The 21,163-nt window shown below is 65.5% G+C and carries 21 protein-coding genes; 5 read left to right on the top strand and 16 right to left on the bottom strand.

Annotated elements, in window-relative coordinates; all coding sequences use genetic code 11:
- Nucleotides 1–111 precede the first annotated feature (111 nt).
- The 10 genes from glmU to KVS69_RS00250 all read right to left on the bottom strand — a co-directional run bounded on the left by glmU (nucleotide 112) and on the right by KVS69_RS00250 (nucleotide 8,690).
- Entirely contained in the window at nucleotides 112–1,476 is a 1,365-nt protein-coding gene (glmU, locus tag KVS69_RS00295) for a bifunctional UDP-N-acetylglucosamine diphosphorylase/glucosamine-1-phosphate N-acetyltransferase GlmU (RefSeq protein WP_217535696.1), read from the bottom strand.
- 134 nt (nucleotides 1,477–1,610) lie between these two features.
- Nucleotides 1,611–2,033 carry a F0F1 ATP synthase subunit epsilon gene (locus KVS69_RS00290; protein ID WP_068854096.1) on the bottom strand — a complete coding sequence of 141 codons (423 nt, stop codon included), beginning with the start codon at nucleotides 2,031–2,033 and terminating at the stop codon, nucleotides 1,611–1,613.
- 2 nt (nucleotides 2,034–2,035) lie between these two features.
- Entirely contained in the window at nucleotides 2,036–3,442 is a 1,407-nt protein-coding gene (atpD, locus tag KVS69_RS00285; RefSeq protein ID WP_068854097.1) for a F0F1 ATP synthase subunit beta, read from the bottom strand.
- 38 nt (nucleotides 3,443–3,480) lie between these two features.
- Nucleotides 3,481–4,344, bottom strand: coding sequence for a F0F1 ATP synthase subunit gamma (atpG, locus tag KVS69_RS00280; protein ID WP_068854098.1), 864 nt, complete (start codon nucleotides 4,342–4,344; stop codon nucleotides 3,481–3,483).
- An 80-nt stretch (nucleotides 4,345–4,424) separates the two neighbouring features.
- On the bottom strand, nucleotides 4,425–5,972 hold the full coding sequence (gene atpA, locus KVS69_RS00275; protein ID WP_068854099.1) for a F0F1 ATP synthase subunit alpha: 1,548 nt from the start codon (nucleotides 5,970–5,972) through the stop codon (nucleotides 4,425–4,427).
- 44 nt (nucleotides 5,973–6,016) lie between these two features.
- The gene (locus tag KVS69_RS00270) at nucleotides 6,017–6,544 is read right to left on the bottom strand and encodes a F0F1 ATP synthase subunit delta (RefSeq protein ID WP_217535691.1); all 528 of its coding nucleotides are present in this window, start codon (nucleotides 6,542–6,544) and stop codon (nucleotides 6,017–6,019) included.
- Between the two features lie 3 nt (nucleotides 6,545–6,547).
- On the bottom strand, nucleotides 6,548–7,018 hold the full coding sequence (locus KVS69_RS00265) for a F0F1 ATP synthase subunit B (RefSeq protein ID WP_068854101.1): 471 nt from the start codon (nucleotides 7,016–7,018) through the stop codon (nucleotides 6,548–6,550).
- Between the two features lie 111 nt (nucleotides 7,019–7,129).
- On the bottom strand, nucleotides 7,130–7,432 hold the full coding sequence (gene atpE / locus KVS69_RS00260) for a F0F1 ATP synthase subunit C (RefSeq protein ID WP_068854102.1): 303 nt from the start codon (nucleotides 7,430–7,432) through the stop codon (nucleotides 7,130–7,132).
- Between the two features lie 63 nt (nucleotides 7,433–7,495).
- Nucleotides 7,496–8,290, bottom strand: a complete 795-nt coding sequence (atpB, locus tag KVS69_RS00255; protein WP_068854103.1) for a F0F1 ATP synthase subunit A — start codon at nucleotides 8,288–8,290, stop codon at nucleotides 7,496–7,498.
- Nucleotides 8,291–8,321: 31 nt separating this feature from the next.
- Nucleotides 8,322–8,690: a hypothetical protein gene (locus KVS69_RS00250; protein WP_176472592.1), complete on the bottom strand. Its 369-nt coding sequence runs from the start codon at nucleotides 8,688–8,690 to the stop codon at nucleotides 8,322–8,324.
- Between the two features lie 510 nt (nucleotides 8,691–9,200).
- Between KVS69_RS00250 and KVS69_RS00245 the strand changes: the two genes are divergently transcribed.
- Nucleotides 9,201–10,016, top strand: coding sequence for a hypothetical protein (locus KVS69_RS00245; protein ID WP_217535686.1), 816 nt, complete (start codon nucleotides 9,201–9,203; stop codon nucleotides 10,014–10,016).
- Nucleotides 10,017–10,146: 130 nt separating this feature from the next.
- On the opposite strand, the gene lpdA is transcribed toward KVS69_RS00245, so the two are convergent.
- From lpdA to KVS69_RS00225, 4 genes are all read right to left on the bottom strand, one after another.
- Nucleotides 10,147–11,955, bottom strand: a complete 1,809-nt coding sequence (gene lpdA, locus KVS69_RS00240) for a dihydrolipoyl dehydrogenase (RefSeq protein ID WP_217535684.1) — start codon at nucleotides 11,953–11,955, stop codon at nucleotides 10,147–10,149.
- Between the two features lie 17 nt (nucleotides 11,956–11,972).
- A complete protein-coding gene (locus KVS69_RS00235) occupies nucleotides 11,973–12,623 on the bottom strand; it encodes a hypothetical protein (protein WP_345776783.1) in 651 nt (216 codons plus the stop codon).
- A complete protein-coding gene (gene aceF / locus KVS69_RS00230; RefSeq protein ID WP_217535682.1) occupies nucleotides 12,620–14,347 on the bottom strand; it encodes a dihydrolipoyllysine-residue acetyltransferase in 1,728 nt (575 codons plus the stop codon). The genes KVS69_RS00235 and aceF overlap by 4 nt, the downstream gene beginning before the upstream one ends.
- Nucleotides 14,348–14,526: 179 nt before the next feature.
- Nucleotides 14,527–15,081 (bottom strand): DNA-deoxyinosine glycosylase, encoded by a 555-nt coding sequence (locus tag KVS69_RS00225; RefSeq protein WP_217535680.1) that lies wholly within the window; start codon nucleotides 15,079–15,081, stop codon nucleotides 14,527–14,529.
- 162 nt (nucleotides 15,082–15,243) lie between these two features.
- On the opposite strand from KVS69_RS00225, the gene KVS69_RS00220 reads away from it, so the two are divergent.
- On the top strand, nucleotides 15,244–15,876 hold the full coding sequence (locus KVS69_RS00220; protein WP_217535678.1) for an OmpW family outer membrane protein: 633 nt from the start codon (nucleotides 15,244–15,246) through the stop codon (nucleotides 15,874–15,876).
- Nucleotides 15,877–16,111: 235 nt separating this feature from the next.
- Entirely contained in the window at nucleotides 16,112–17,614 is a 1,503-nt protein-coding gene (gene glpK, locus KVS69_RS00215) for a glycerol kinase GlpK (protein ID WP_217535677.1), read from the top strand.
- Between the two features lie 29 nt (nucleotides 17,615–17,643).
- On the opposite strand, the gene KVS69_RS00210 is transcribed toward glpK, so the two are convergent.
- Nucleotides 17,644–18,438 (bottom strand): MetQ/NlpA family ABC transporter substrate-binding protein, encoded by a 795-nt coding sequence (locus KVS69_RS00210; protein ID WP_217535675.1) that lies wholly within the window; start codon nucleotides 18,436–18,438, stop codon nucleotides 17,644–17,646.
- A gap of 93 nt (nucleotides 18,439–18,531) precedes the next feature.
- Nucleotides 18,532–19,497 carry a YafY family protein gene (locus tag KVS69_RS00205; protein WP_068854112.1) on the bottom strand — a complete coding sequence of 322 codons (966 nt, stop codon included), beginning with the start codon at nucleotides 19,495–19,497 and terminating at the stop codon, nucleotides 18,532–18,534.
- Between the two features lie 89 nt (nucleotides 19,498–19,586).
- Between KVS69_RS00205 and KVS69_RS00200 the strand changes: the two genes are divergently transcribed.
- Both KVS69_RS00200 and KVS69_RS00195 read left to right on the top strand, forming a co-directional pair.
- On the top strand, nucleotides 19,587–20,207 hold the full coding sequence (locus tag KVS69_RS00200; RefSeq protein WP_217535671.1) for a hypothetical protein: 621 nt from the start codon (nucleotides 19,587–19,589) through the stop codon (nucleotides 20,205–20,207).
- Between the two features lie 116 nt (nucleotides 20,208–20,323).
- Nucleotides 20,324–21,100, top strand: coding sequence for a DUF481 domain-containing protein (locus KVS69_RS00195; protein ID WP_068854114.1), 777 nt, complete (start codon nucleotides 20,324–20,326; stop codon nucleotides 21,098–21,100).
- Nucleotides 21,101–21,163 lie beyond the last annotated feature (63 nt).

Here is a 21,163-nt window from a genome sequence, read left to right as displayed (position 1 = left end):
ACGGCCGGCGCTACGAATTTTTACGGGTCCATTGGGATCCGGATCAATCAACCATGGGCTCTGGATACGCCGCGGTGGCGCCGGCCGTTGGCCGGCCCAGGCAATGCCCGGTTACTTCTTCACCGGGCGGTGCCAGCCTTCAATCGTCTGCTGGCGCGCGCGCGCGACGGTCAACTCACCTTCCGGTGCATTGCGGGTAATCACCGAACCGGCCGCGATTGTTGCGCCCTGCCCGATCGTCACCGGCGCCACCAGCGAGCTGTTGGAGCCGATGAAGGCGTTGTCGCCGATGGTGGTCTGCGACTTGTTCACGCCATCGTAGTTGCAGGTGATGGTGCCGGCGCCGATGTTGACCTTGCTACCGATCACCGCATCACCCAGGTAGGTGAGGTGGTTCGCCTTGCTGCCCGGCCCCAGGTGCACCTTCTTGGTTTCCACGAAATTGCCCACGTGCGAACCGTCGGCCAGCACGGTGCCCGGACGCAGCCGCGCGAACGGGCCGATGTCGGCCGCGCCCTCGCTGACCACGCCGTCCAGGTCACAATGCGGCTTGACCACCGTGCCGGCGGCCAGCTTGACGTCCTTGAGCCGGGTGAACGGGCCGATGCTGACCCCGTCGCCCAGTTCAACGGTGCCTTCCAGGATCACGTTGACGTCGATCTGCACGTCGCGTCCGACCGTGACCGTGCCCCGGATATCCAGCCGCGACGGGTCGATCACGCGTGCGCCCTGCGCGCACAGCGCCCGCACTTCGCGCAGCTGCCACGCGCGTTCCAGCTGCGAGAGCTGCCAGGGGTCGTTGGCACCCTCGGCCTCCTGCGCGTCGGCCACGAAGGCCATGTCGGCGGGCGTGTAGTCCGCTGCGGCGGACGCGAACACATCGGTCAGGTAGTACTCGCCCTGCGCGTTGCTGTTGGAGAGCTGCGACAACCAGGTGCGCAGCGCGGTCGATTCGGCGGTGATGATGCCGGTGTTGATGGTGCGGATGGCCAGCTGTTCGTCGGTCGCGTCCTTCTGCTCGACGATCGCGCCCACCTTGCCTTCGGCATTGCGTACGATCCGGCCATAGCCGGTCGGGTTGACCATATCGGCCACCAGCACGGCCAGGCGGCCCGGCTGGGCGAGCAGGTGGCGCAGGGTATCCACCTGGATCAGCGGCACGTCGCCGTACAGCACCAGCACCGTGGCCGCATCGGGCACCTGCGGCATGGCCTGCTGCACGGCATGGCCGGTGCCCAGCTGCTGGGTCTGTTCGGCCCACTGCAGGTCCGGCTGGTCGGCGAACGCCGCGCGCACCGCTTCACCACCGTGGCCGTACACCACATGGATGGCGTCGGGCCGCAGCTGGCGCGCGGTATCGATCACATGGGCCAGCATCGGGCGGCCGGCAATCGGCTGCAGCACCTTGGGCAGGTCCGACTTCATGCGCTTGCCAGCGCCGGCGGCGAGGATGATGACGTGCAGGGCTTGGGTCATGGGGATGGAGGGTGATTAAAGGTGACGACTGCGATTCTAGAACGCCCGCCGTCAATGTGCCGCGTTTCCGGTACGCGGAAACAACAACGCCGGCAGAAGCCGGCGTTGTCGAATGCAGCGGTAAGCGCTGGAACTCAGTGCTTGAGGGTCTTGCGCAGGCGCTCCAGCGCCTGCAGCTGGACCACGGCTTCGGCCAGCTTCTGCTGGGCTTCGGCTACTTCCATCGCTTCGCCACGGTTGGCCAGGATGCGCTCGGCTTCTTCCTTGGCCTTGCGGACCGAGGTTTCGTCGATGTCCTGCGCGCGGATCGCGGTGTCGGCCAGCACGGTCACGACCTGCGGCTGCACCTCGAGGATGCCGCCGGAGATGGCGAAGTCCAGCTGTTCGCCATTCGGGGTGGTGACCACCACCTTGCCCGGCTTGAGCCGGGTGATCAGCGGGGCGTGCTTGGGCGCGATGCCCAGTTCGCCAAGCTCACCCGTAGCCACGACCAGAGTCGCTTCACCACGGAAGATTTCCTGCTCGGCGCTGACGATGTCGCAACGGATGGTGCTCATGATCAGGCCTTCTCAGCCATCTTCTTGGCTTTCTCGACCGCTTCTTCGATGCTGCCGACCATGTAGAACGCCTGCTCCGGCAGGTGGTCGTATTCGCCGTCGACGATGGCCTTGAAGCCGCGGATGGTGTCCTTCAGCGACACGTACTTGCCCGGCGAGCCGGTGAACACTTCGGCCACGTGGAACGGCTGGCTGAAGAAGCGCTCGATCTTGCGGGCGCGCGACACGGCCTGCTTGTCTTCTTCGGACAGTTCGTCCATGCCCAGGATGGCGATGATGTCCTTCAGTTCCTTGTACTTCTGCAGGGTCTGCTGGACGCGCTGGGCGGTGTCGTAATGTTCGTGGCCGATGACCAGCGGGTCCATCTGGCGGCTGGTCGAATCCAGCGGATCCACCGCCGGGTAGATACCCAGCGAGGCAATCGAACGCGACAGGGTCACGGTCGAATCCAGGTGGGCGAAGGTGGTCGCCGGGGACGGGTCGGTCAAGTCATCGGCCGGCACGTAGACGGCCTGGATCGAGGTGATCGAGCCGTTCTTGGTCGAGGTGATGCGCTCCTGCAGGACGCCCATTTCCTCGGCCAGGGTCGGCTGGTAACCCACGGCCGACGGCATGCGGCCCAGCAGTGCCGACACTTCGGTACCGGCCAGGGTGTAGCGGTAGATGTTGTCGACGAACAGCAGCACGTCCTTGCCCTTGCCGTTTTCGTCCTTCTCGTCGCGGAAGTACTCGGCCATGGTCAGGCCGGTCAACGCGACGCGCAGGCGGTTGCCCGGCGGCTCGTTCATCTGGCCGTACACCATCGCGACCTTGTCCAGGACGTTGGAGTCCTTCATCTCGTGGTAGAAGTCGTTGCCCTCACGGGTACGCTCACCCACGCCGGCGAACACGGAAAGACCGCTGTGCGCCTTGGCGATGTTGTTGATCAGTTCCATCATGTTGACGGTCTTGCCCACGCCGGCGCCGCCGAACAGGCCGACCTTGCCGCCCTTGGCGAACGGGCACATCAGGTCGATGACCTTGATGCCGGTTTCCAGCAGCTCGGTGGCCGGGGACTGGTCTTCGTACGACGGCGCTTCACGGTGGATTTCCCAGCTGTCGCTGGCGGTCACCGGACCGGCTTCGTCGATCGGACGGCCCAGCACGTCCATGATGCGGCCCAGGGTGCCGGCACCGACCGGCACCGAGATGGCGCGTTCGGTGTTGGTGGCCACCAGGTTGCGCTTCAGGCCGTCGGTGGAGCCCAGCGCGATGCAACGGACCACGCCGTCGCCGAGCTGCTGCTGCACTTCCAGCGTGATTTCGGTGTTGTCCACCTTCAGCGCGTGGTACACCTTCGGCACCGACTCGCGGGGGAATTCCACGTCGACGACGGCGCCGATGATCTGAACGATCTTGCCCTGACTCATTGCTGCATCCTCTAATTTAAATGCTTTGACTGCGCGCGTCAGACTGCTGCCGCGCCGCCGACGATTTCCGAAATTTCCTGGGTGATCGCTGCCTGGCGGGCCTTGTTGTAGACCAGCTGCAGGGTTCCGATCAGCTTGTTGGCGTTGTCACTGGCCGACTTCATCGCGACCATGCGGGCTGCATGCTCGGACGCGACGTTTTCCAGCACTGCCTGGTACACCAGCGATTCGACGTAACGCGTCATCACGTGCTCCAGCACGGTCGCGGCGTCGGGTTCGTACAGGTAATCCCAATCGTGGTGTGCAACCTGCTTCTCGGCGGCCGGCAACGGCAGCAGCTGGTCGAAGCTGGCCTTCTGCGTCATCGTGTTGATGAAGCGGTTGTAGACCAGGTACACGCGGTCGACCTTGCCTTCGGTGAAGGCATCGAGCATGACCTTGATGACACCGATCAGCTGTTCCAGGTGCGGCACGTCGCCCATGTGGGTGACGCTGCCGACCATGTTGACCTTGACGCGGCGGAAGAAGGTGGATGCCTTCTGGCCGATGGTCACCAGGTCGATCTCGGCGCCCTTGTCCTGCCACTCGCGCACGTCGCCGAGCATCTTGCGGAACAGGTTGTTGTTCAGGCCGCCGGCCAGGCCGCGGTCGGAAGAGACCACGATGTAGCCCACGCGCTTCACTTCGTCGCGCTGGACCAGGAACGGATGCTGGTAATCGGTGCTGGCCTGGGCCAGGTGGCCGATCACCTGCTTCATCGCCTGCGCATACGGACGCGACGTCTTCATCCGCTCCTGCGCCTTGCGGATTTTGGAGGCCGAGACCATTTCAAGCGCGCGGGTCACCTTGCGGGTGTTCTGCACGCTCTTGATCTTGGTTTTGATTTCGCGTCCGCTTGCCATCTCTTATTCCCGTAGAGCGGGGCCATGCCCCGCTTTGTCGTTTGCGCAGCGGGGAAACACTCCCCGCCCCACGAAGCGGCTTACCAGCTGCCGGTGGTCTTGAACTCGGAGATGCCCTTCTTGAAGGCCGCTTCGATGTCGTTGTCCCAACCGCCGGTGGCGTTGACCTTGCCGACCAGTTCGCCCTGGGTGTTGGCGAAGTGGGCGTGCAGGCCTTCTTCGAAGGCCAGCAGCTTGTTGACCGGCACGTCGTCGAGGTAACCCTCGTTGACGGCGTAGATCGACAGCGCCTGGTTGGCGATCGACATCGGGGCGTACTGCTTCTGCTTCATCAGCTCGGTCACGCGCTGACCGCGCTCGAGCTGCTTGCGGGTGGCTTCGTCCAGGTCCGAGGCGAACTGCGCGAACGCCGCCAGCTCACGGTACTGCGCCAGCGAGATGCGGATGCCGCCCGACAGCTTCTTGATGATCTTGGTCTGGGCCGCACCACCGACGCGCGACACCGAGATACCGGCGTTCACGGCCGGGCGGATGCCCGAGTTGAACAGGTCGGTTTCCAGGAAGATCTGGCCGTCGGTGATCGAGATCACGTTGGTCGGCACGAACGCGGAAACGTCACCGGCCTGGGTTTCGATGATCGGCAGCGCGGTGAGCGAACCGGTCTGGCCCTTGACGGCACCGTTGGTGAACTTCTCCACGTACTCTTCCGACACGCGGGCTGCGCGCTCGAGCAGACGCGAGTGCAGGTAGAACACGTCACCCGGGTAGGCTTCACGGCCCGGCGGACGCTTCAGCAGCAGCGAGATCTGGCGGTAGGCCACGGCCTGCTTGGACAGGTCGTCGTACACGATCAGGGCATCCTGGCCGCGGTCCATGAAGTACTCACCCATGGTGCAGCCCGAGTAGGCGCTGATGTACTGCATGGCAGCCGATTCGGACGCGGTGGCGGCCACGACCACGGTGTGGGCCAGGGCGCCGTTCTCTTCCAGCTTGCGCACGATGTTGGCCACGGTCGAGGCCTTCTGGCCGATCGCGACGTACACGCACTTGATGCCGGTGTCCTTCTGGTTGATCACCGCATCGATGGCCAGGGCGGTCTTGCCGGTCTGGCGGTCACCGATGACCAGCTCGCGCTGGCCGCGGCCGATCGGGATCATGGAGTCGACGGATTTGTAACCGGTCTGCACCGGCTGGTCGACCGACTTGCGCCAGATCACGCCCGGGGCAACGCGCTCCACCGGTGCGGTGGCCTGGGCAGCGATCGGGCCCTTGCCGTCGATCGGCTCGCCGAGCGCGTTGACCACGCGGCCCAGCAGCTCCGGACCGACCGGCACTTCCAGGATGCGGCCGGTGGTCTTGGCCACGTCGCCTTCGCGCAGGTGCTCATAGCCACCCAGGACCACGGCGCCGACCGAGTCGCGCTCCAGGTTCAGGGCCAGGGCGAAGGTGTTGTTCGGCAGTTCGATCATTTCGCCCTGCATCACGTCGGCCAGGCCGAAGATGCGCACGATGCCGTCGGACACGCTGGTCACGGTGCCTTCGTTGCGCGATTCCGCGGCCAGCTTGACCTTCTCGATGCGGTTCTTGATCAGTTCGCTGATTTCGGAGGGGTTGAGCGTGGTTGCCATCGTCAAGTCCTAGTGCCGGCGATCACGCCGGACGTTAAATGAATTCAGTTAGCGAGCGCGGTCTGCAGGCGCGACAGCTTGCCCTTGAGCGAGCCATCGATCACCACGTCGCCAGCGTCGATCACCGCACCGCCGATCAGCGACGCATCGATGGCGGTGGTGACGTCGACCTCTTGGCCGAAGCGCTTGCGCAGCGCGGCCTTGATGGCGTCCAGCTCAGCGGTGGACAGCTCGGCGGCCGAGGTCACGGTGGCTTTCACCACGTGTTCGGCTTCAGCGCGGAGCTGGTCGTACATGCCTGCGATTTCCGGCAGCAGCGGCAGCCGGTGCGCTTCGGCCAGGATGGCCAGGAAGCGACCGAACGACTCGCCTGCCGTTTCCGGGGCCAGCAACGCGACGGCATCGTCACGGCCCAGCTCCGGGTTCGACAGCAGGGCCGACACGCGCGGATCGGCGGCTACATGGGCGGAGAACGCAAGCGCGTCCGACCACGGCGCGAACGTGCCTTCGGCGCGCGCGGTCGCGAACGCGGCGCGGGCATACGGGCGTGCAAGCGTGAGGGCCTGGCTCATCGATCAGATCTCCGAGGCCAGCTCGTCGAGCAGCGCCTTGTGGGCGTTGGCGTCGATTTCGCGCTTGAGCAGCTTTTCGGCACCGGTCACGGCCAGCACGGACACCTGCTTGCGCAGATCCTCGCGGGCACGGTTGGCGGCCAGTTCGATCTCGGCGTGGGCCAGTTCTTTCTGGCGGTTCGCTTCGACGATGGCTTCATTCTTGGCAGCATCAACGATCTGGTTGGCGCGGGCATGGGCCTGGTCGATGATCTCGTTGGCCTTGGTGCGCGCATCCTTCAGTGCTTCGTTGACCTTTTCCTGCGCCTGGGCCAGATCCTTCTGGCTGCGGTCGGCAGCAGCGAGCCCTTCAGCGATCTTCTGCTGGCGCTCTTCGATGGCGTTCATCAGCGGCGGCCAGATCTTGGTCGCGATGATCCAGATCAGACCGGCGAACGCCAGTGCCTGGGCAACGAGGGTAAAACCGATTTCCATGGGGTTCGCTCAATCTGGGGTGATGGGGTGGAGGCGCCGCAGGAGCGGCGCATCCGTTCCTTCATCCGCGATCAGGCGCACAAGGCGCCTGATCGTTTCGCTTTCGCTGGATCAGCCGGCAACCGGCGGCAGGCGGGTCACGAACTCAGCGATGGTCGGGTTGGCGAAGGCCAGCAGCAGGCCGACGGCGACCGAGATGATGAACGCGGCGTCGATCAGGCCGGCGGTGATGAACATGCGGACCTGCAGCACCGGGATCAGTTCCGGCTGGCGGGCAGCCGATTCCAGGAACTTACCGGCCATGATGGCCAGACCGAGACCGGCACCCAGCGCGGCCAGGCCGATCATGATGCCGACGGCGAGGACGGTGGAGCTCTGGACTTGGGCGAGGTTGGTCAGGACGGCAAAGTACATGGGTTATCTCCGGAAACTTAAGTAGCTAAGGGTAATGAAACGGATGAAGGGTGAAGCGGAAACTCAGTGAGCGTCTTCCGACAGGCTCAGGTACACGATGGACAACATCATGAAAATGAAGGCCTGCAGCGGAATCACCAGCAGGTGGAACAGCATCCAGCCGAGGCCGAAGGCGCCGCCTGCGATGGCGCCCATGATGCCGGCACTGCCCAGCACCCAGATCAGCAGGAACACGATTTCGCCGCCGAACATGTTGCCGAACAGTCGCATCGCCAGCGAGATCGGCTTGCTCAGCCACTCGACGATGTTGAGGATCAGGTTGAACGGCATCATCCACTTGCCGAACGGTGCGGTCAGGAATTCCTTGGTGAAACCACCCAGGCCCTTGGCGCGCAGCGCGAAGAACAGCATCAGGAAGAACACGCTGATCGACATGCCCAGGGTGGCATTGACGTCGGCGGTCGGGACCGGCTTCCAGTACGGAATGCCCAGCGCTTCAAGCGGCAGGGCGATGAAGTCGGCCGGGATCATCTTGATGAGGTTCATCAGGAGGATCCAGAAGAAGATCGTGATCGCGATCGGGGTCACCAGCTTGCTGGTGCCGTGGTAGGTGTCCTTGGCCTGGCGGTCAACGAACTCCAGGCAGATTTCAACGAACGCCTGCCACTTGCCCGGTACGCCGGCGGTGGCCTTGCGGGTGGCCATCCAGAAGCCAAACACCATCAACAAACCCATCAGGACCGAAGTCACAATGGTGTCGACGTGAATTGCCCAGAAACCACCTTCCTGCATGTGGAACGTCAGGTTGTGCAGGTGATGTTGGATGTAGGAGGTGGGTGTAAGCGCCTCGCCTGCCATGTGTCCGGAACCTTGAGTTAAATAAATTGGATCAGCGCCTGGCCAGAGCCAGGACCTGGAACATCAGTCCGACGGCGATTCCGGCCAGCAGCGCCAATGCAGGCAGCTTGAAGACCACGAAACCCACCGCCAGGACACCGAATACGAGCGCCCACTTTGCCACCACCGCCAGGATCAGCCGCGACATCGCTGAACCTGCCGCCTGCACCCCGCCCCCCAGCGCCATCCGCGCCGCGACCCAGCCACCTGCCGATACCGCAATGCCCGATGCGAGCGCGCCAAGCGCGTACTTCGGGCCTGCCAGCAGCAGGAGCACCAGGGCCAGGACAGCCACTGCAGCCAGCGGGTACACCGCTGCGCGCAGCATCAGTCGCCGACCCGCGTCAACGGAGTTCAGCACACGTATGTCCTGCATGGTTGTGGGAGGAGTGACCGGGGCTGGAACTGCCTGTGCCCCGTCGAGCCGCCAAATTATAGCAACGGGACAATTTGCGAGACAACCTGCGCCTGTTCATCCCGGACGACGCAAGTTGCTGCATCGCCACAGATTTTGGCCCGGGAGGGGGGCCGATCCCGTCACAGCCCGCCCCAATTCATGTCGCGTCGCACCATATTGAACTTTGCTCGTGGTGCCCGGTCAGAGAAGTGGGCCTGCCAATTCGATCCTCGTCGACGCCCCTGAAGCAGGCCGGTACCAGGCGGCCCCGAGCTCTCTCCGGGGCCGCCTTTTTTCCGGGCAGGCCGCATGCGCTACAACGTCGTGGGGTGCACGCGGCGGCCACGCGCGGAGCCCGACGGTCACCCGGGGTGCATGAACGGTACACACAATCTCCACCATACGTTCACGAATGGTGGACGCGGCGCTGGGCAGAGTGATTCCACTTCACTGAATCCCTCCAAGGATAGAACGATGCGCCTGCTTCCCCTGCTCGCCCTGCCGCTGGCCATGGCCGCCCTCACCCACGCCACGTCCGCGAGCGCAGCCGAAGGCGATGACCGCTTCGCCCTGCGCCTGGGTGCGATGAACATCGACTCGGACAACACGATCCGGGGCAACACCACGGTGCTCGGCCAGGATGTGGGCTTCTCCGAGGACTTCGGCCTGGGCGGCAAGGAATGGGAGCCGCGCATTGACGGCCTGTTCCGCATCAGCGACCGCCAGCGCCTGATCTTCAACTACTTCAAGTACGACAAGGACCGCCGCGAAACCCTCAACGACGGCATCAGCTTCGGCGGCGAAACCGTGCCGGCCGGAAGCTTCGTCAAGGGCGAGCTGAAGTACCAGGTGGCCAGCCTGGTGTACGACTACTCGGTGGTGGACACCGAGAAGTTCGACCTCGGCCTGCAGCTGGGTGCGGAGTACGCCAAGGTGAGCACCAAGGCCTACGCCGACCTGGGCACCGTGTACCAGGGCGAGTTCCTGGACGAGAAGGCCGACGGCGTTGCGCCGGTGGTCGGTGCGCGCTTCACCATCACCCCGTCCGAGAAGTGGATGATCACCGCGCAGGGCCAGTACCTCAACACCGACTGGGGCAACTTCGATGACTACGATGGCGACCTCACCCGCGCCAACGTGATCGTCGATTACAGTTTCACCGACAATTTCGGCATCTTCGCCGGCTACGACTGGTTCCGCCTCGACGTCGACCAGACCGGCAGCGATGGCACCATCGGCCTGAAGCAGGAATTCAAGGGCCCGGTCGCCGGCATCAGCGTTTCGTTCTGATCCAACCGTTGGTTGGTGTGTTACCGCACGAAAAACCCGGCGAATGCCGGGTTTTTTGTTTGAACCGGTCTCACGACCAACGGTCGTGAGCTACCGAAATAAAAGAAACCCGGCTTTCGCCGGGTTCCTTTTATTTCTTTTTCGGGATGTACAGATCGGTGATGGTGCCGTCGTAGATTTCCGCGGCCATCGCCACCGATTCGCTCAGCGTCGGGTGGGCGTGGATGGTGTGCCCGATGTCTTCGGCTTCGGCGCCCATCTCGATGGCCAGGCCGATTTCGGCCAGCAGGTCACCGGCGTGCACGCCGACGATCGCGCCGCCGATGATGCGGTGGGTTTCCTCATCGAAGATCAGCTTGGTGAAGCCTTCGGTGCGGCCAATGCCGATCGCGCGGCCGCTGGCGGCCCACGGGAACTTGGCCACGCCGACCTTCAGGCCCTGCGCCTTGGCTTCGGTTTCGGTCACGCCAACCCAGGCGATTTCCGGGTTGGTGTAGGCCACCGACGGAATCACCCGCGCCACCCACTCCTTTTTCTCGCCCGAGGCCACTTCAGCGGCCAGCTTGCCCTCGTGCGTGGCCTTGTGGGCCAGCATCGGGTTGCCGACGATATCGCCGATGGCAAAGATGTGCGGCACGTTGGTGCGCATCTGGCGGTCCACCGGAATGAAGCCACGCTCGGTAACGCCCACCCCGGCTTTCTCCGCGCCGATCTTCTTCCCGTTCGGCGAGCGCCCCACGGCCACCAGCACGCGGTCGAAGGTGCCCTGCTCCAGGCCCGGCTTCTCGCCTTCGGCAGCGGCTTCGAAGGTCACGGTGATGCCCTTCTTGTCCGCGTTCACGCCGGAGGCCTTGGTCTTGAGGTGGACCTCGACGCCCTGCTTCTTCAGGCGGTCGGCCAACGGCTTGACCAGGTCCTTGTCGGCACCGGGCATCAGCTGGTCCATGAACTCCACCACGGTCACCTTGCTGCCCAGCGCCGCGTACACGGTCGCCATTTCCAGGCCGATGATGCCGCCACCGACCACCAGCAGCGAGCCGGGAATGTCGGCCAGTTCCAGCGCGTCGGTGGAATCCATCACGCGCGGGTCGTCCCACGGGAAGTTCGGCAGCTTCACCGCCTGCGAACCGGCGGCGATGATGCACTGCTGGAAGCGCAGCAGCTGGGTCTTGCCGTCGTCGCCGACGATCTCCAGCTCATTGGCCGAGACGAACGTGGCCACGCCCTGCACGGTGCGTACCTTGCGCTGCCTGGCCATGCCCGACAGGCCCTTGGTCAGCTGGGTGACCACCTTTTCCTTGTAGCCGCGCAGCTTGTCCAAGGTGATCTTCGGTGCGCTGAATTCCACGCCGAAATCGCCCGCGTGGGCCACTTCGTCGATCACCGCGGCCGCATGCAGCAGCGCCTTGGACGGAATGCAGCCCACGTTGAGACACACGCCGCCCAGGCTGGCATAGCGTTCGATCAGCACGGTGTCCACGCCCAGGTCGGCCGAGCGGAACGCAGCGGTGTAACCGCCCGGGCCCGCCCCCAGCACCACCATCTGGCATTCGATGTCGGCCGGCTTGCCCGACGACAGCGCCGGCTGCGGCGCGGCCGGTTCGGCCGGGGCGCGGTGCGACGGGGTCACCGGCGGCTTGCTGGCCGGGGCGGCGGCCTTGGGCGCTTCCGCCGCAGGCGCGGCCGGGGCGGCAGCGGCGCCTTCGGCGTCCAGCACCACCACCACATCGCCCTCGGACAGCGTATCGCCGAGCTTGACCTTGATTTCCTTGACCACGCCGGCAGCCGAAGACGGCACTTCCAGGGTGGCCTTGTCCGATTCCAGCGTGACCAGGCCCTGGTCCTTCTTCACCGTGTCGCCCACGGCGACCAGCAGTTCGATCACCGGCACCGCGCTGTAATCGCCGATGTCGGGAACCTTGATTTCAATAGCGGCCATTCGTCTTCTCCTGGGTCTCAGCCGGCGTTGCCGGCGAGCAGTTGCTGCAGTTCGTCGAGCGACTCGTCCAGATCCTGCCAGCGACGGTCGAGCTTCTTTTCCTTGGTGTCGCTGGCTTCGATCAGCAGCGCCACCTGTTTCATCATCAGTCTGCCGGCGCCGCACTCCCAGCGCGGGCCGCTGTAGCGCTCGCCAGCCACCTGGAAGGACAGCACCTCACCGTCGGTCACCGGCGCCTTGCGCCCTGCCGGCACACCCGAATCCAGCGCGGCCTGCCAGCTGCGCACCAGGCGCTGGGCCAGCGCGGCGGGGATGGCGACCTGGTACTGGTCCGGTTCCTGGTCCACGCGCAGCTCCACGCCACCACCGCGTGCACTGTTGTTCCAGTTGTACACGCGCTTGTCGGCCTCGCTGTAGCGCAGGGTCCACGCCTGGTCCTGGCTGCCGGGCAGCAGCGCCACGCCGGTTTCCACCCCGCCCTTGGGCAGGATGGTCAGCGCCAGCGCGGGCTGTGCATTGCCATTGAACAGGGTTTCCACGGCCTGGCCGTAGTTGCCCACCGCCGGCGGCCAGCCGCGGCCAATATCGGTCGTGCACGCGGCGGACGCGCCGGGCGCAACGACCAGCGCGGCCAAGATCACCGCAACGCCCGCCAGGCGCTGCCTCACAGCAGCACGCGCCGCATGTCGGCCAGCACCTGCGACAGGTACGTGGTGAAGCGCGCGGCCAGCGCACCATCGATGACACGGTGGTCGTAGCTCAGCGACAGCGGCAGCATCAGCTTCGGAGCGAATTCCTTGCCGTTCCAGACCGGCTGGATGGAGGACTTGGACACGCCCAGGATGGCCACTTCCGGTGCATTGACGATCGGGGTGAACGCGGTGCCGCCGATGCCGCCCAGCGAGCTGATCGAGAAGCAGCCGCCGCTCATGTCGGCCGGGCCCAGCTTGCCGTCGCGCGCCTTTTTGGCCAGCTCGCCGGTTTCCTGCGCGATCTGCACCACGCCCTTCTTGTCGACATCACGGATCACCGGAACGACCAAGCCGTTCGGGGTGTCGGCGGCGACGCCAATGTTGAAGTACTTCTTCAGCGTCAGGTTCTCACCGGCCGCATCCAGCGATGCGTTGAATTCCGGGAACTGCTTCAGCGCCGCGGCGCTGGCCTTGATCAGGAAGGCGAGCATGGTCAGCTTGATGCCGGCCTTCTCGTTTTCCTTGTTCAGCGCCACGCGCAGGCCTTCCAGGTCGGTGATGTCGGCCTGCTCGAACTGGGTGACGTGCGGGATCATGGCCCAGTTGCGCGCCAGATTGGCACCGGAGATCTTCTTGATGCGCGACAGCGGCTGGGTCTCGACTTCACCGAACTTGCTGAAATCGACCTTCGGCCACGGCAGCAGGTTGAGCCCGCCACCGGCGGCGACCGTGCCACCGGCAACGGCGGCGCCAACGCCGGACAGCGCCGACTTGACGAACTTCTGCACGTCGGCCTTGGTGATGCGTCCGCCCTTTTCAGTGCCGGTCAGCTGGTTGAGGTCCACGCCCAGCTCGCGGGCGAACACGCGCACCGCCGGGGTGGCGTAGGGCACCTTGGACGGCAGCACGCTGTCGGCGTTGAACTGCACCGGCGGGCTGCTCGGGGCACCGGCCGAGGGGGCGCTGGCGATTTCGCGCGCCGCCAGCTTGTCCGGCTGGGCCGGCACGGCGACCGGTTCCACCTTGGTGCCGGTTTCGGCGGCGGCCGGGGCAGTGGCAGCGGCGGCCTGGCTCGGCGCCGGGGCGGCAGCGCCCTCGGCTTCGATGATGGCGACAACCTTGCCCTGCGACAGGGTGTCGCCGACCTTGACCTTGATTTCCTTGACCACGCCGGCAACCGACGACGGCACTTCCATCGTGGCCTTGTCCGACTCGAGCGTGACCAGGCCTTGGTCCTTCTTGACGGTATCGCCGACGGCGACCAGCACTTCGATCACCGGGATGTCGGTGTAATCGCCGATGTCCGGCACCAGCGCTTCCACCGGGCCACCGCCGGCAGCAGCCGGTGCAGCGGCGGGCGCGCTCTGGGTGGCCGGGGCCGGGGCGGCGGCAGCAGCGGCCTTGGCCGGGGCGGCAGCGGGTGCCGGCGCAGCCGCCGGGGCAGGCGCTGCGGCCGCGTCAGCCACTTCGATCAGCGCCACGACCTTGCCCTCGGACAGGTTGTCGCCGACCTTGACCTTGATTTCCTTGACCACGCCGGCGACCGAGGACGGCACTTCCATCGTGGCCTTGTCCGACTCGAGCGTGACCAGCCCCTGGTCCTTCTTGACGGTGTCACCAACGGCGACAAGCACCTCGATTACCGGGATATCGCTGTAGTCACCGATATCGGGGACAAGTGCTTCCTTGATTTCGGCCATGGGGATAACTCCGGCAATCTGGTGTAGGGAATCGCCTATTGTGGGGGCATGAGGCGTCAGCGCCAACCAGCTTGGGCAATTTTCACTCGCTCTGTCCCGGGACAGCGTGTTGCAGCAGGGACGGGCGCTGCTGCAGCGGGTGTTCCAGTCGGTACCGTATTGTCCCGCTGCGGTCCGGCTCAGCCGGCCAGGACATCGGCGACGGGCTGCCACGCCACCTGCAGGCGCGGCAGCGGCCATGCCGCATTCGCCGGACTGGTCGAGGGCAGCGACCACACCGACAGGGATGTCGCACGTTCGCCCAGCACCGGCAGGATGTAACGCACGAAGGCGGCGTGTGCAGTGGCGCCATTGCAGGCGACCGCCGCGAGGGCCGGCAATCGGCCAACCAGATCGGCCACGGCATTGGGCACTTCGCTGCCGCGCACGATCGCCGCGTCCAGGCTGCCATGCCGCTCGCACTGCCCGATCACATCCCACAGCCCTACGCGGGCCGATTGCAACGCCTGCAGGCGATCAACGTAGGCAAGGCCGGCGTTGATCCCGGTCAGCGCCGACATCAACGGCCAGAATCGATTGCGCGGATGCGCGTAATACTGCGCTGCATCCAGCGATGCCACGCCCGGCATCGATCCCAGCACCAGCACGCGGCAACCTGCCGAAACCTGCGCAGGCAGGCCGATGCACAGCGTTGGATTCGTCACAGTGTCTCCAGATGCATGAATGTCGCGCATTGCATGATCGCGCGCCAGCGCAACGATTTCGCGCTGCTGGCTGAACAGAACAAACTAAATTTTAACGTGCGTCGGATTCGATTCATGTTGCGGGGACTACGTTTGCCTCGCCCCGATGCAACGGGGGCCCAAGAACAAAAAAATACCTGAGGAGATTCCCCCATGCGCTCCATCCGCACCCTGACCCTGGCTACCCTGACTGCCCTTGCCTTCGCCCCTGCCGCCTTCGCGCAGGACAGCACCACCGACACCGCGTCGGGCAAGCATTTCGCCGTTGTCGGCGGCGTTGCACTGCTGCAGCCGAAGAACGATCCGCTGGAAGGCATCGACAAGGTCGATGGCGGCCCGGCGCCGACGCTGAGCTTCAGCTACTACATCAACGACAACTGGGCCGTGGAACTGTGGGGCGCAGCTGACAAGTTCGACCACCGCGTCCGCGGCGCCAACAATGCCAAGCTGGGCACGGTTGAGCAGCAGCCGATCGCGCTGAGCGGCCAGTACCACTTCGGCCAGGCCGACAACGTGTTCCGTCCGTTCGTGGGCGTGGGTTACTACGAGTCGAACTTCAGCAACGAGAAGCTGGTCAGCGACGCCGGCCATATCGGGCTGGAAACCGCCAAGGGCGCCATCGGTACCGTCGGCGTGGACATGAACATCAACAGCACCTGGTTCGCCCGTGCCGATGCCCGCTACATGCATTCGCGCCCGGACCTGACCGTCAACGGCCGCAGCACCGGCGACGAAGCCAAGCTGGATCCGTGGACCGTGGGCTTCGGTATCGGCGCGCGCTTCTAAGCGCTTCCGCTACACGTAGCAAGGCAACGGGCCCCTCGCGGGCCCGTTGTCGTTTCTGGCATTGCCCTTTTTACCGGTCGCCCGACCAACGGTGGGGCGCTGCCGCTTTCATTCTTCCTTGCGGCGGCGACGTCGATACTGCTCACCATAGCGAGGGGGAAGCCCATGGATGACATGCTGGATGTCCCGCTTACCATCGCCAGTGCATCGTGCCGGCCGCACCCCAGGATCCCCCATGGACAAACGCTACGTACTCGCCATCGACCAGGGCACCACCAGCTCGCGCGCAATGCTGTTCGACCGCGCCGGGCACGTCGCCGGGGTGGCGCAGCGCGAGTTCGGGCAGATCTTCCCGCAGCCGGGCTGGGTTGAACACGATCCGCGCGAGATCCTGACCAGTGTCTATACCACCCTGACCGAACTGCTCAACCGCGAGCAGATCGACCCGCGCCAGATCGCGGCGATCGGCATCACCAACCAGCGCGAAACAACGGTGGTCTGGGACAAAGCCACCGGCCAGCCCATCCACAATGCGATCGTCTGGCAGTCCCGACAGAGCAACGACATCTGCGAGCGACTCAAGGCCGAGGGACACGAGCCGCTGATCCGCGCCCGCACCGGGCTGCTGGTGGATGCCTACTTTTCGGCGACCAAGATCCGCTGGATCCTTGACCACGTGGAAGGCGCGCAGGCCCGCGCCGAGCGCGGCGAGCTGCTGTTCGGCACCATCGACAGCTGGCTGGTGTGGAACCTCACCGGCGGCGCGGTGCACGTCACCGACTACAGCAACGCGGCCCGCACGCTGCTGTTCAACATCCACACCCTGACCTGGGATGACGGGTTGCTGGCGCTGCTGGACATCCCGCGCGCGATGCTGCCCGAAGTGCGCAGCTCCAGCGAGGTGTATGGCACCACCCGTTCGCAGTTCTTCTTCGACCAGCACATTCCAATCGCCGGCATCGCGGGCGACCAGCAGGCCGCGCTGTTCGGCCAGGCCTGTTTCGAACCTGGCATGGTCAAAAACACCTATGGCACCGGCTGTTTCATGCTGATGCATACCGGCAACCGCGCGGTGGCCTCCAGCAACGGCCTGCTCACCACGCTGGCCTGGGGCATCGATGGGCAGGTGGAGTACGCCCTGGAAGGCTCGATCTTCGTGGCCGGATCGGTGGTGCAGTGGCTGCGCGACGGGCTGCGCATGTTCGGCAAGTCCAGCGACTGCCAGGCCTATGCCGAACGCGCGGCCGACAACGGCGGGGTGTACATGGTGCCCGCCTTTGTCGGCCTGGGCGCGCCGTACTGGCGCAGCGATGTGCGCGGGGCGGTGTTCGGCCTGAGCCGGGGCACCACCAAGGAACACTTCATCCGCGCGGCGGTGGAATCGATGGCGTACCAGACCCGCGACGTGCTGGCCGCGATGCAGGCCGATGCGGGCATTGAACTGAAGGAACTGCGCGCCGATGGGGGCGCGATCGCCAATGACTTCGTGGCGCAGTTCCAGAGCGACCTGCTGGGCGTGCCCGTGCTGCGCCCGCAGGTGGCCGAGACAACCGCGCTGGGCGCGGCCTACCTGGCCGGCCTGGCCACCGGGTTCTGGAGCAGCCGCGCGGAGATTGCCGAGCAGTGGGCGGTGGATCGCCGGTTCGTGCCGCAGATGGCGGTTGACCGGCGCGAAGCGCTGTATGCCGGGTGGCTCCAGGCGGTGGAAGCGACGATGGGCTTCCGCACCCCTCGGTAGGAGCCGACCGTGGGTCGGCTCGTGTCCGATCAGAACGCCGGCAGCACCGCGCCTTTGTATTTCTCGGCGATGAAGGCCTTTACTTCCGGGCTGGTCAGCGCCTTGGCCAGCTGCTGCACGCGCGGGTCGTCCTTGTTGTCCGGGCGGGCGACCAGGAAGTTCACGTACGGCGAATCCTTGCTTTCAATCGCGAGCGCGTCCTGGGTCGGGTTGAGGCCCGCATCCAGCGCGTAGTTGGTGTTGATCAGGGCCAGGTCCACCTGGTCGAGCACACGCGGCAGCATCGCCGAATCCAGTTCGCGGAACTTGAGCTGCTTCGGGTTGGCAATGATGTCGCGCTGGGTGGCCAGTGCGTTGGTCGGGTCCTTGAGCGTGATCACGCCGGCCTTGTGCAGCAGGATCAGCGCACGGCTGTTGTTGCTCGGGTCGTTGGGAATCACCACGTCGGCACCCACCGGCAGATCGGCCAGCGACTTGACGCGGCGCGAGTAGGCGCCGAACGGCTCGATGTGCACGCCGATCACCTTGGTCAGGTCGGTCTTGCGGTCGCGGTTGTAGGCGTCCAGGTAGGGTTCGGTCTGGAAGTAGTTCACGTCCACCTGCTTCTGCACCAGCTGGTCGTTGGGCTGCACGTAGTCGTTGAAGACCTTTACGTCCAGCTCCACGCCTTCCTTCTGCAGGATCGGCTTGACCACCGCCAGGATCTCGGCGTGCGGCACCGCAGTGGCCGCAACGACCAGTTTGCTGGAATCGGCGGCAGGCTTGCCGCAGGCGGCCAAGGCCAGCGTGACGGCCAGCAACGGGAGCAACAGGGTCTTTTTCATGGGGACGGAATCCGAGGGGCTGCGTAGCAGCCAACCATACCGCAAGCCCCGGCCAGCGGGGTATCCCGGCCATATGACCGGGGGGCATGACCGCTATTCGTAATTGCTCAGCGCCATCATCAGCAGCGCCTTGGCCTGCTCGCGCAGCACGGTCGGCTCGATGATTTCCGCATCCGAACCGTAGTGCAGCACATCCATCAGCAGCTCACGCGAGACGCTGTAGGGCACCTTGAGCTCATAGCGGCCGTCGGCCAGGAACCGGCCCTGCTGCTTGGAATGCCAATGCTCGTCGGCCACCCAGCGCGCGGCCTTGGCACTGAAGACGATGGTGGCCCAGCCCTTGGGCGGGCCGGAGAAGATGCCGTAGCTGGCACCCAACTGCTCGTCCAGCTCGGTGTCGTCCACGTCGCGCGCAACCGTATCGACCACGCGGGCCTTGTAGATGCGGTCCACGGCGAAGCTGCGTAAGCCCTCGCGGCCGTGGTCCCAGGCGTCCAGGTACCAGTTGTCGCGATAGTGGGTCATGCGCTGCGGCGACACAGTGCGCTTGGTCGCCTCGTCGGTGGAACGGGCCCGGTACTCGAACGCCAGCTGCCTGCGCTCGAGCACGGCCGAGGCCACGGCGCGGAAGCTGGCTTCATCGAACTTGCGGCCGCGGTGCGGAATGACCCGCACCCGGTCCACCGGCCAGGTCGACACGCCGGCCTGCGCGGCCAGCAACCCTTCGATGCGCTGCTGCAGCGGCGCCAGCACCGACGACAACACGCCACCGCCCGTACGCGCCAGCAGGTGCTGGGAGGCCAGCAGGGCGTGCAGTTCTTCGGAGCTGAGCCACAGGCCGGGCAGCTCGAACCGCTCGCTCTCGTTGTCCTGGTAGCGGAAGCCAGCCTCGCCATCGCCCTCGACCGGCGCCATCAGCGCATCGCGCAGGAAGGCCAGGTCGCGATAGACGGTGGCGCGCGAACACGCCAGTTTTTCCTGCAGGGTCGCCACCGTGACCGGATAGCGGGCGGACTTCAGCAGACGATGCAGGGCGTTGATGCGTTCATATCGGTCCATGACCCGATTATGTCCGAGTCGCCGCCGTTGTGGCGGCCCGGATCCGAACTTCGGCTATCGTGGGGCCCCCTGCCCGCCCGAACCCCGCCATGCGCCTGCTGCCTGCCGTTGCCGTGCTGTCCCTGCTGCTGTCTGCCTGCGGGCAGGCACCTGCGCCCGCCGCGCCCGCCGCGCCTGCAGCCGCCACGCCGCCGGTGCCGGTCGCCAGCGATCCCGCGCAGGCGGTACTGGCCGCCAGCCAGCGCTTCGGGCAGCTGCGCAGCTTCCACGCCAGCCTGCACATGCAGGGGCCGCGAACGCTGGACGCCCGCATGGAATTCGTGGCGCCGGACCGCTACCGCCTGCAGACCGACGAGGGCGTGCAGACCATCATCGGCGACACGTTCTTCCTGCAGCGCGCCGGCGAAGTCCGCCAGGTGCCGGTGCCGCCGGGCCTGCTGGCGCAATGGCGCAGCCCGTTGCCGGCTGACGCCACCGCCGCCGAACTGCAGGTTGAAGCGCTGGGCGAGGAGCGCGTGGAGGGACAGCCCGCCCGCCGCTACCGCGTGCGCCACGCCAGCGCCGCACCGGACGGCATGCTGTACTGGATCAACGCGGCCGGCCTTCCGGTGCGGATCGAACGCCAGGGCCAGACCCAGGGCAAAGCCTTCAAGGTCACGGTGGATTACAGCCGTTTCGACGATCCCACACTGCAGATCGCCGTGCCCTGAACAGGCGACAAGTCCAAACCTCTCCTAAAGCACGGGCAGGAAAAGGAAAAACGGCGTGAAGGCATCCAGTATCATCACGCGTTGCTCCTCCCCCCTGTTGATCCGGAGAATCGTTGATGTCCCTGCGCGTGACGTTGCTTGCTTCCCTGCTGCTCAGTGCCCCGGCCGCCTTTGCCCAGGACACCACCGACCTGGCCGCGATGACCTCGCCGTGGAGCGGCAGCGGCGGCGAACTCGGGTTTGCCTCCGCACGGGGCAACAGCAACACCGAAAGCGCCAACGGCCGGCTGCGCCTGCGCTATACCGATGACGACTGGGTGCACAGCATGGACCTGTTCGGCCTGCGCTCGCGTTCGGAATACACCGAAACCGCCGACGATGGCACCGTCACCAAGCGCAGCAACACCACCGCCAACCGCTACACCGGCAGCGCCGGCAGCGCGCTGCAGCTGGGCGAGCACCGCCAGATCACCGCCACGGTGCGTTATGAGCGCGACGATTTCGCTACCTACGACCGCCAGAGTTCATTCGGTCTCGGTTACGGCACCCGGCTGGTGGAAGGCGACCGTTTCTACATGGACGCGCAGATCGGCCCCGGTGTGCGCCGCACGCACAACACCGAAGACGACGAAACCCGTACCGGCCTGATCGGCCGCGGGCTGTTCGACGTGAAGTATTCGCTGACCCCCAATACCGACCTGATCAACACCCTGCTGGTGGAATCGGGCTCGTACAACACCTTCGGCCAGAACGATTTCGGCGTGTCGGTGAGCATGAACGAGCACCTGGCCCTGAAGGCCGCCTGGCAGGCGCGTTACAACAGCGACGTAGCCGAAGACAAGCGCAAGACCGATACCCTGACCACGATGAACGTGGTCTACAAATTCAAGTAATGGGGACAACCGGGATCCGTGGTTGGTTCATCCCGATCCCAATGGGCCCGTAGCAATTCGTAG

It is taken from the genome of Stenotrophomonas sp. GbtcB23 (genome assembly GCF_019091045.1).
GTDB lineage: Bacteria > Pseudomonadota > Gammaproteobacteria > Xanthomonadales > Xanthomonadaceae > Stenotrophomonas > Stenotrophomonas rhizophila_A.
This window is presented reverse-complemented; position numbering and strand designations above follow the sequence as displayed.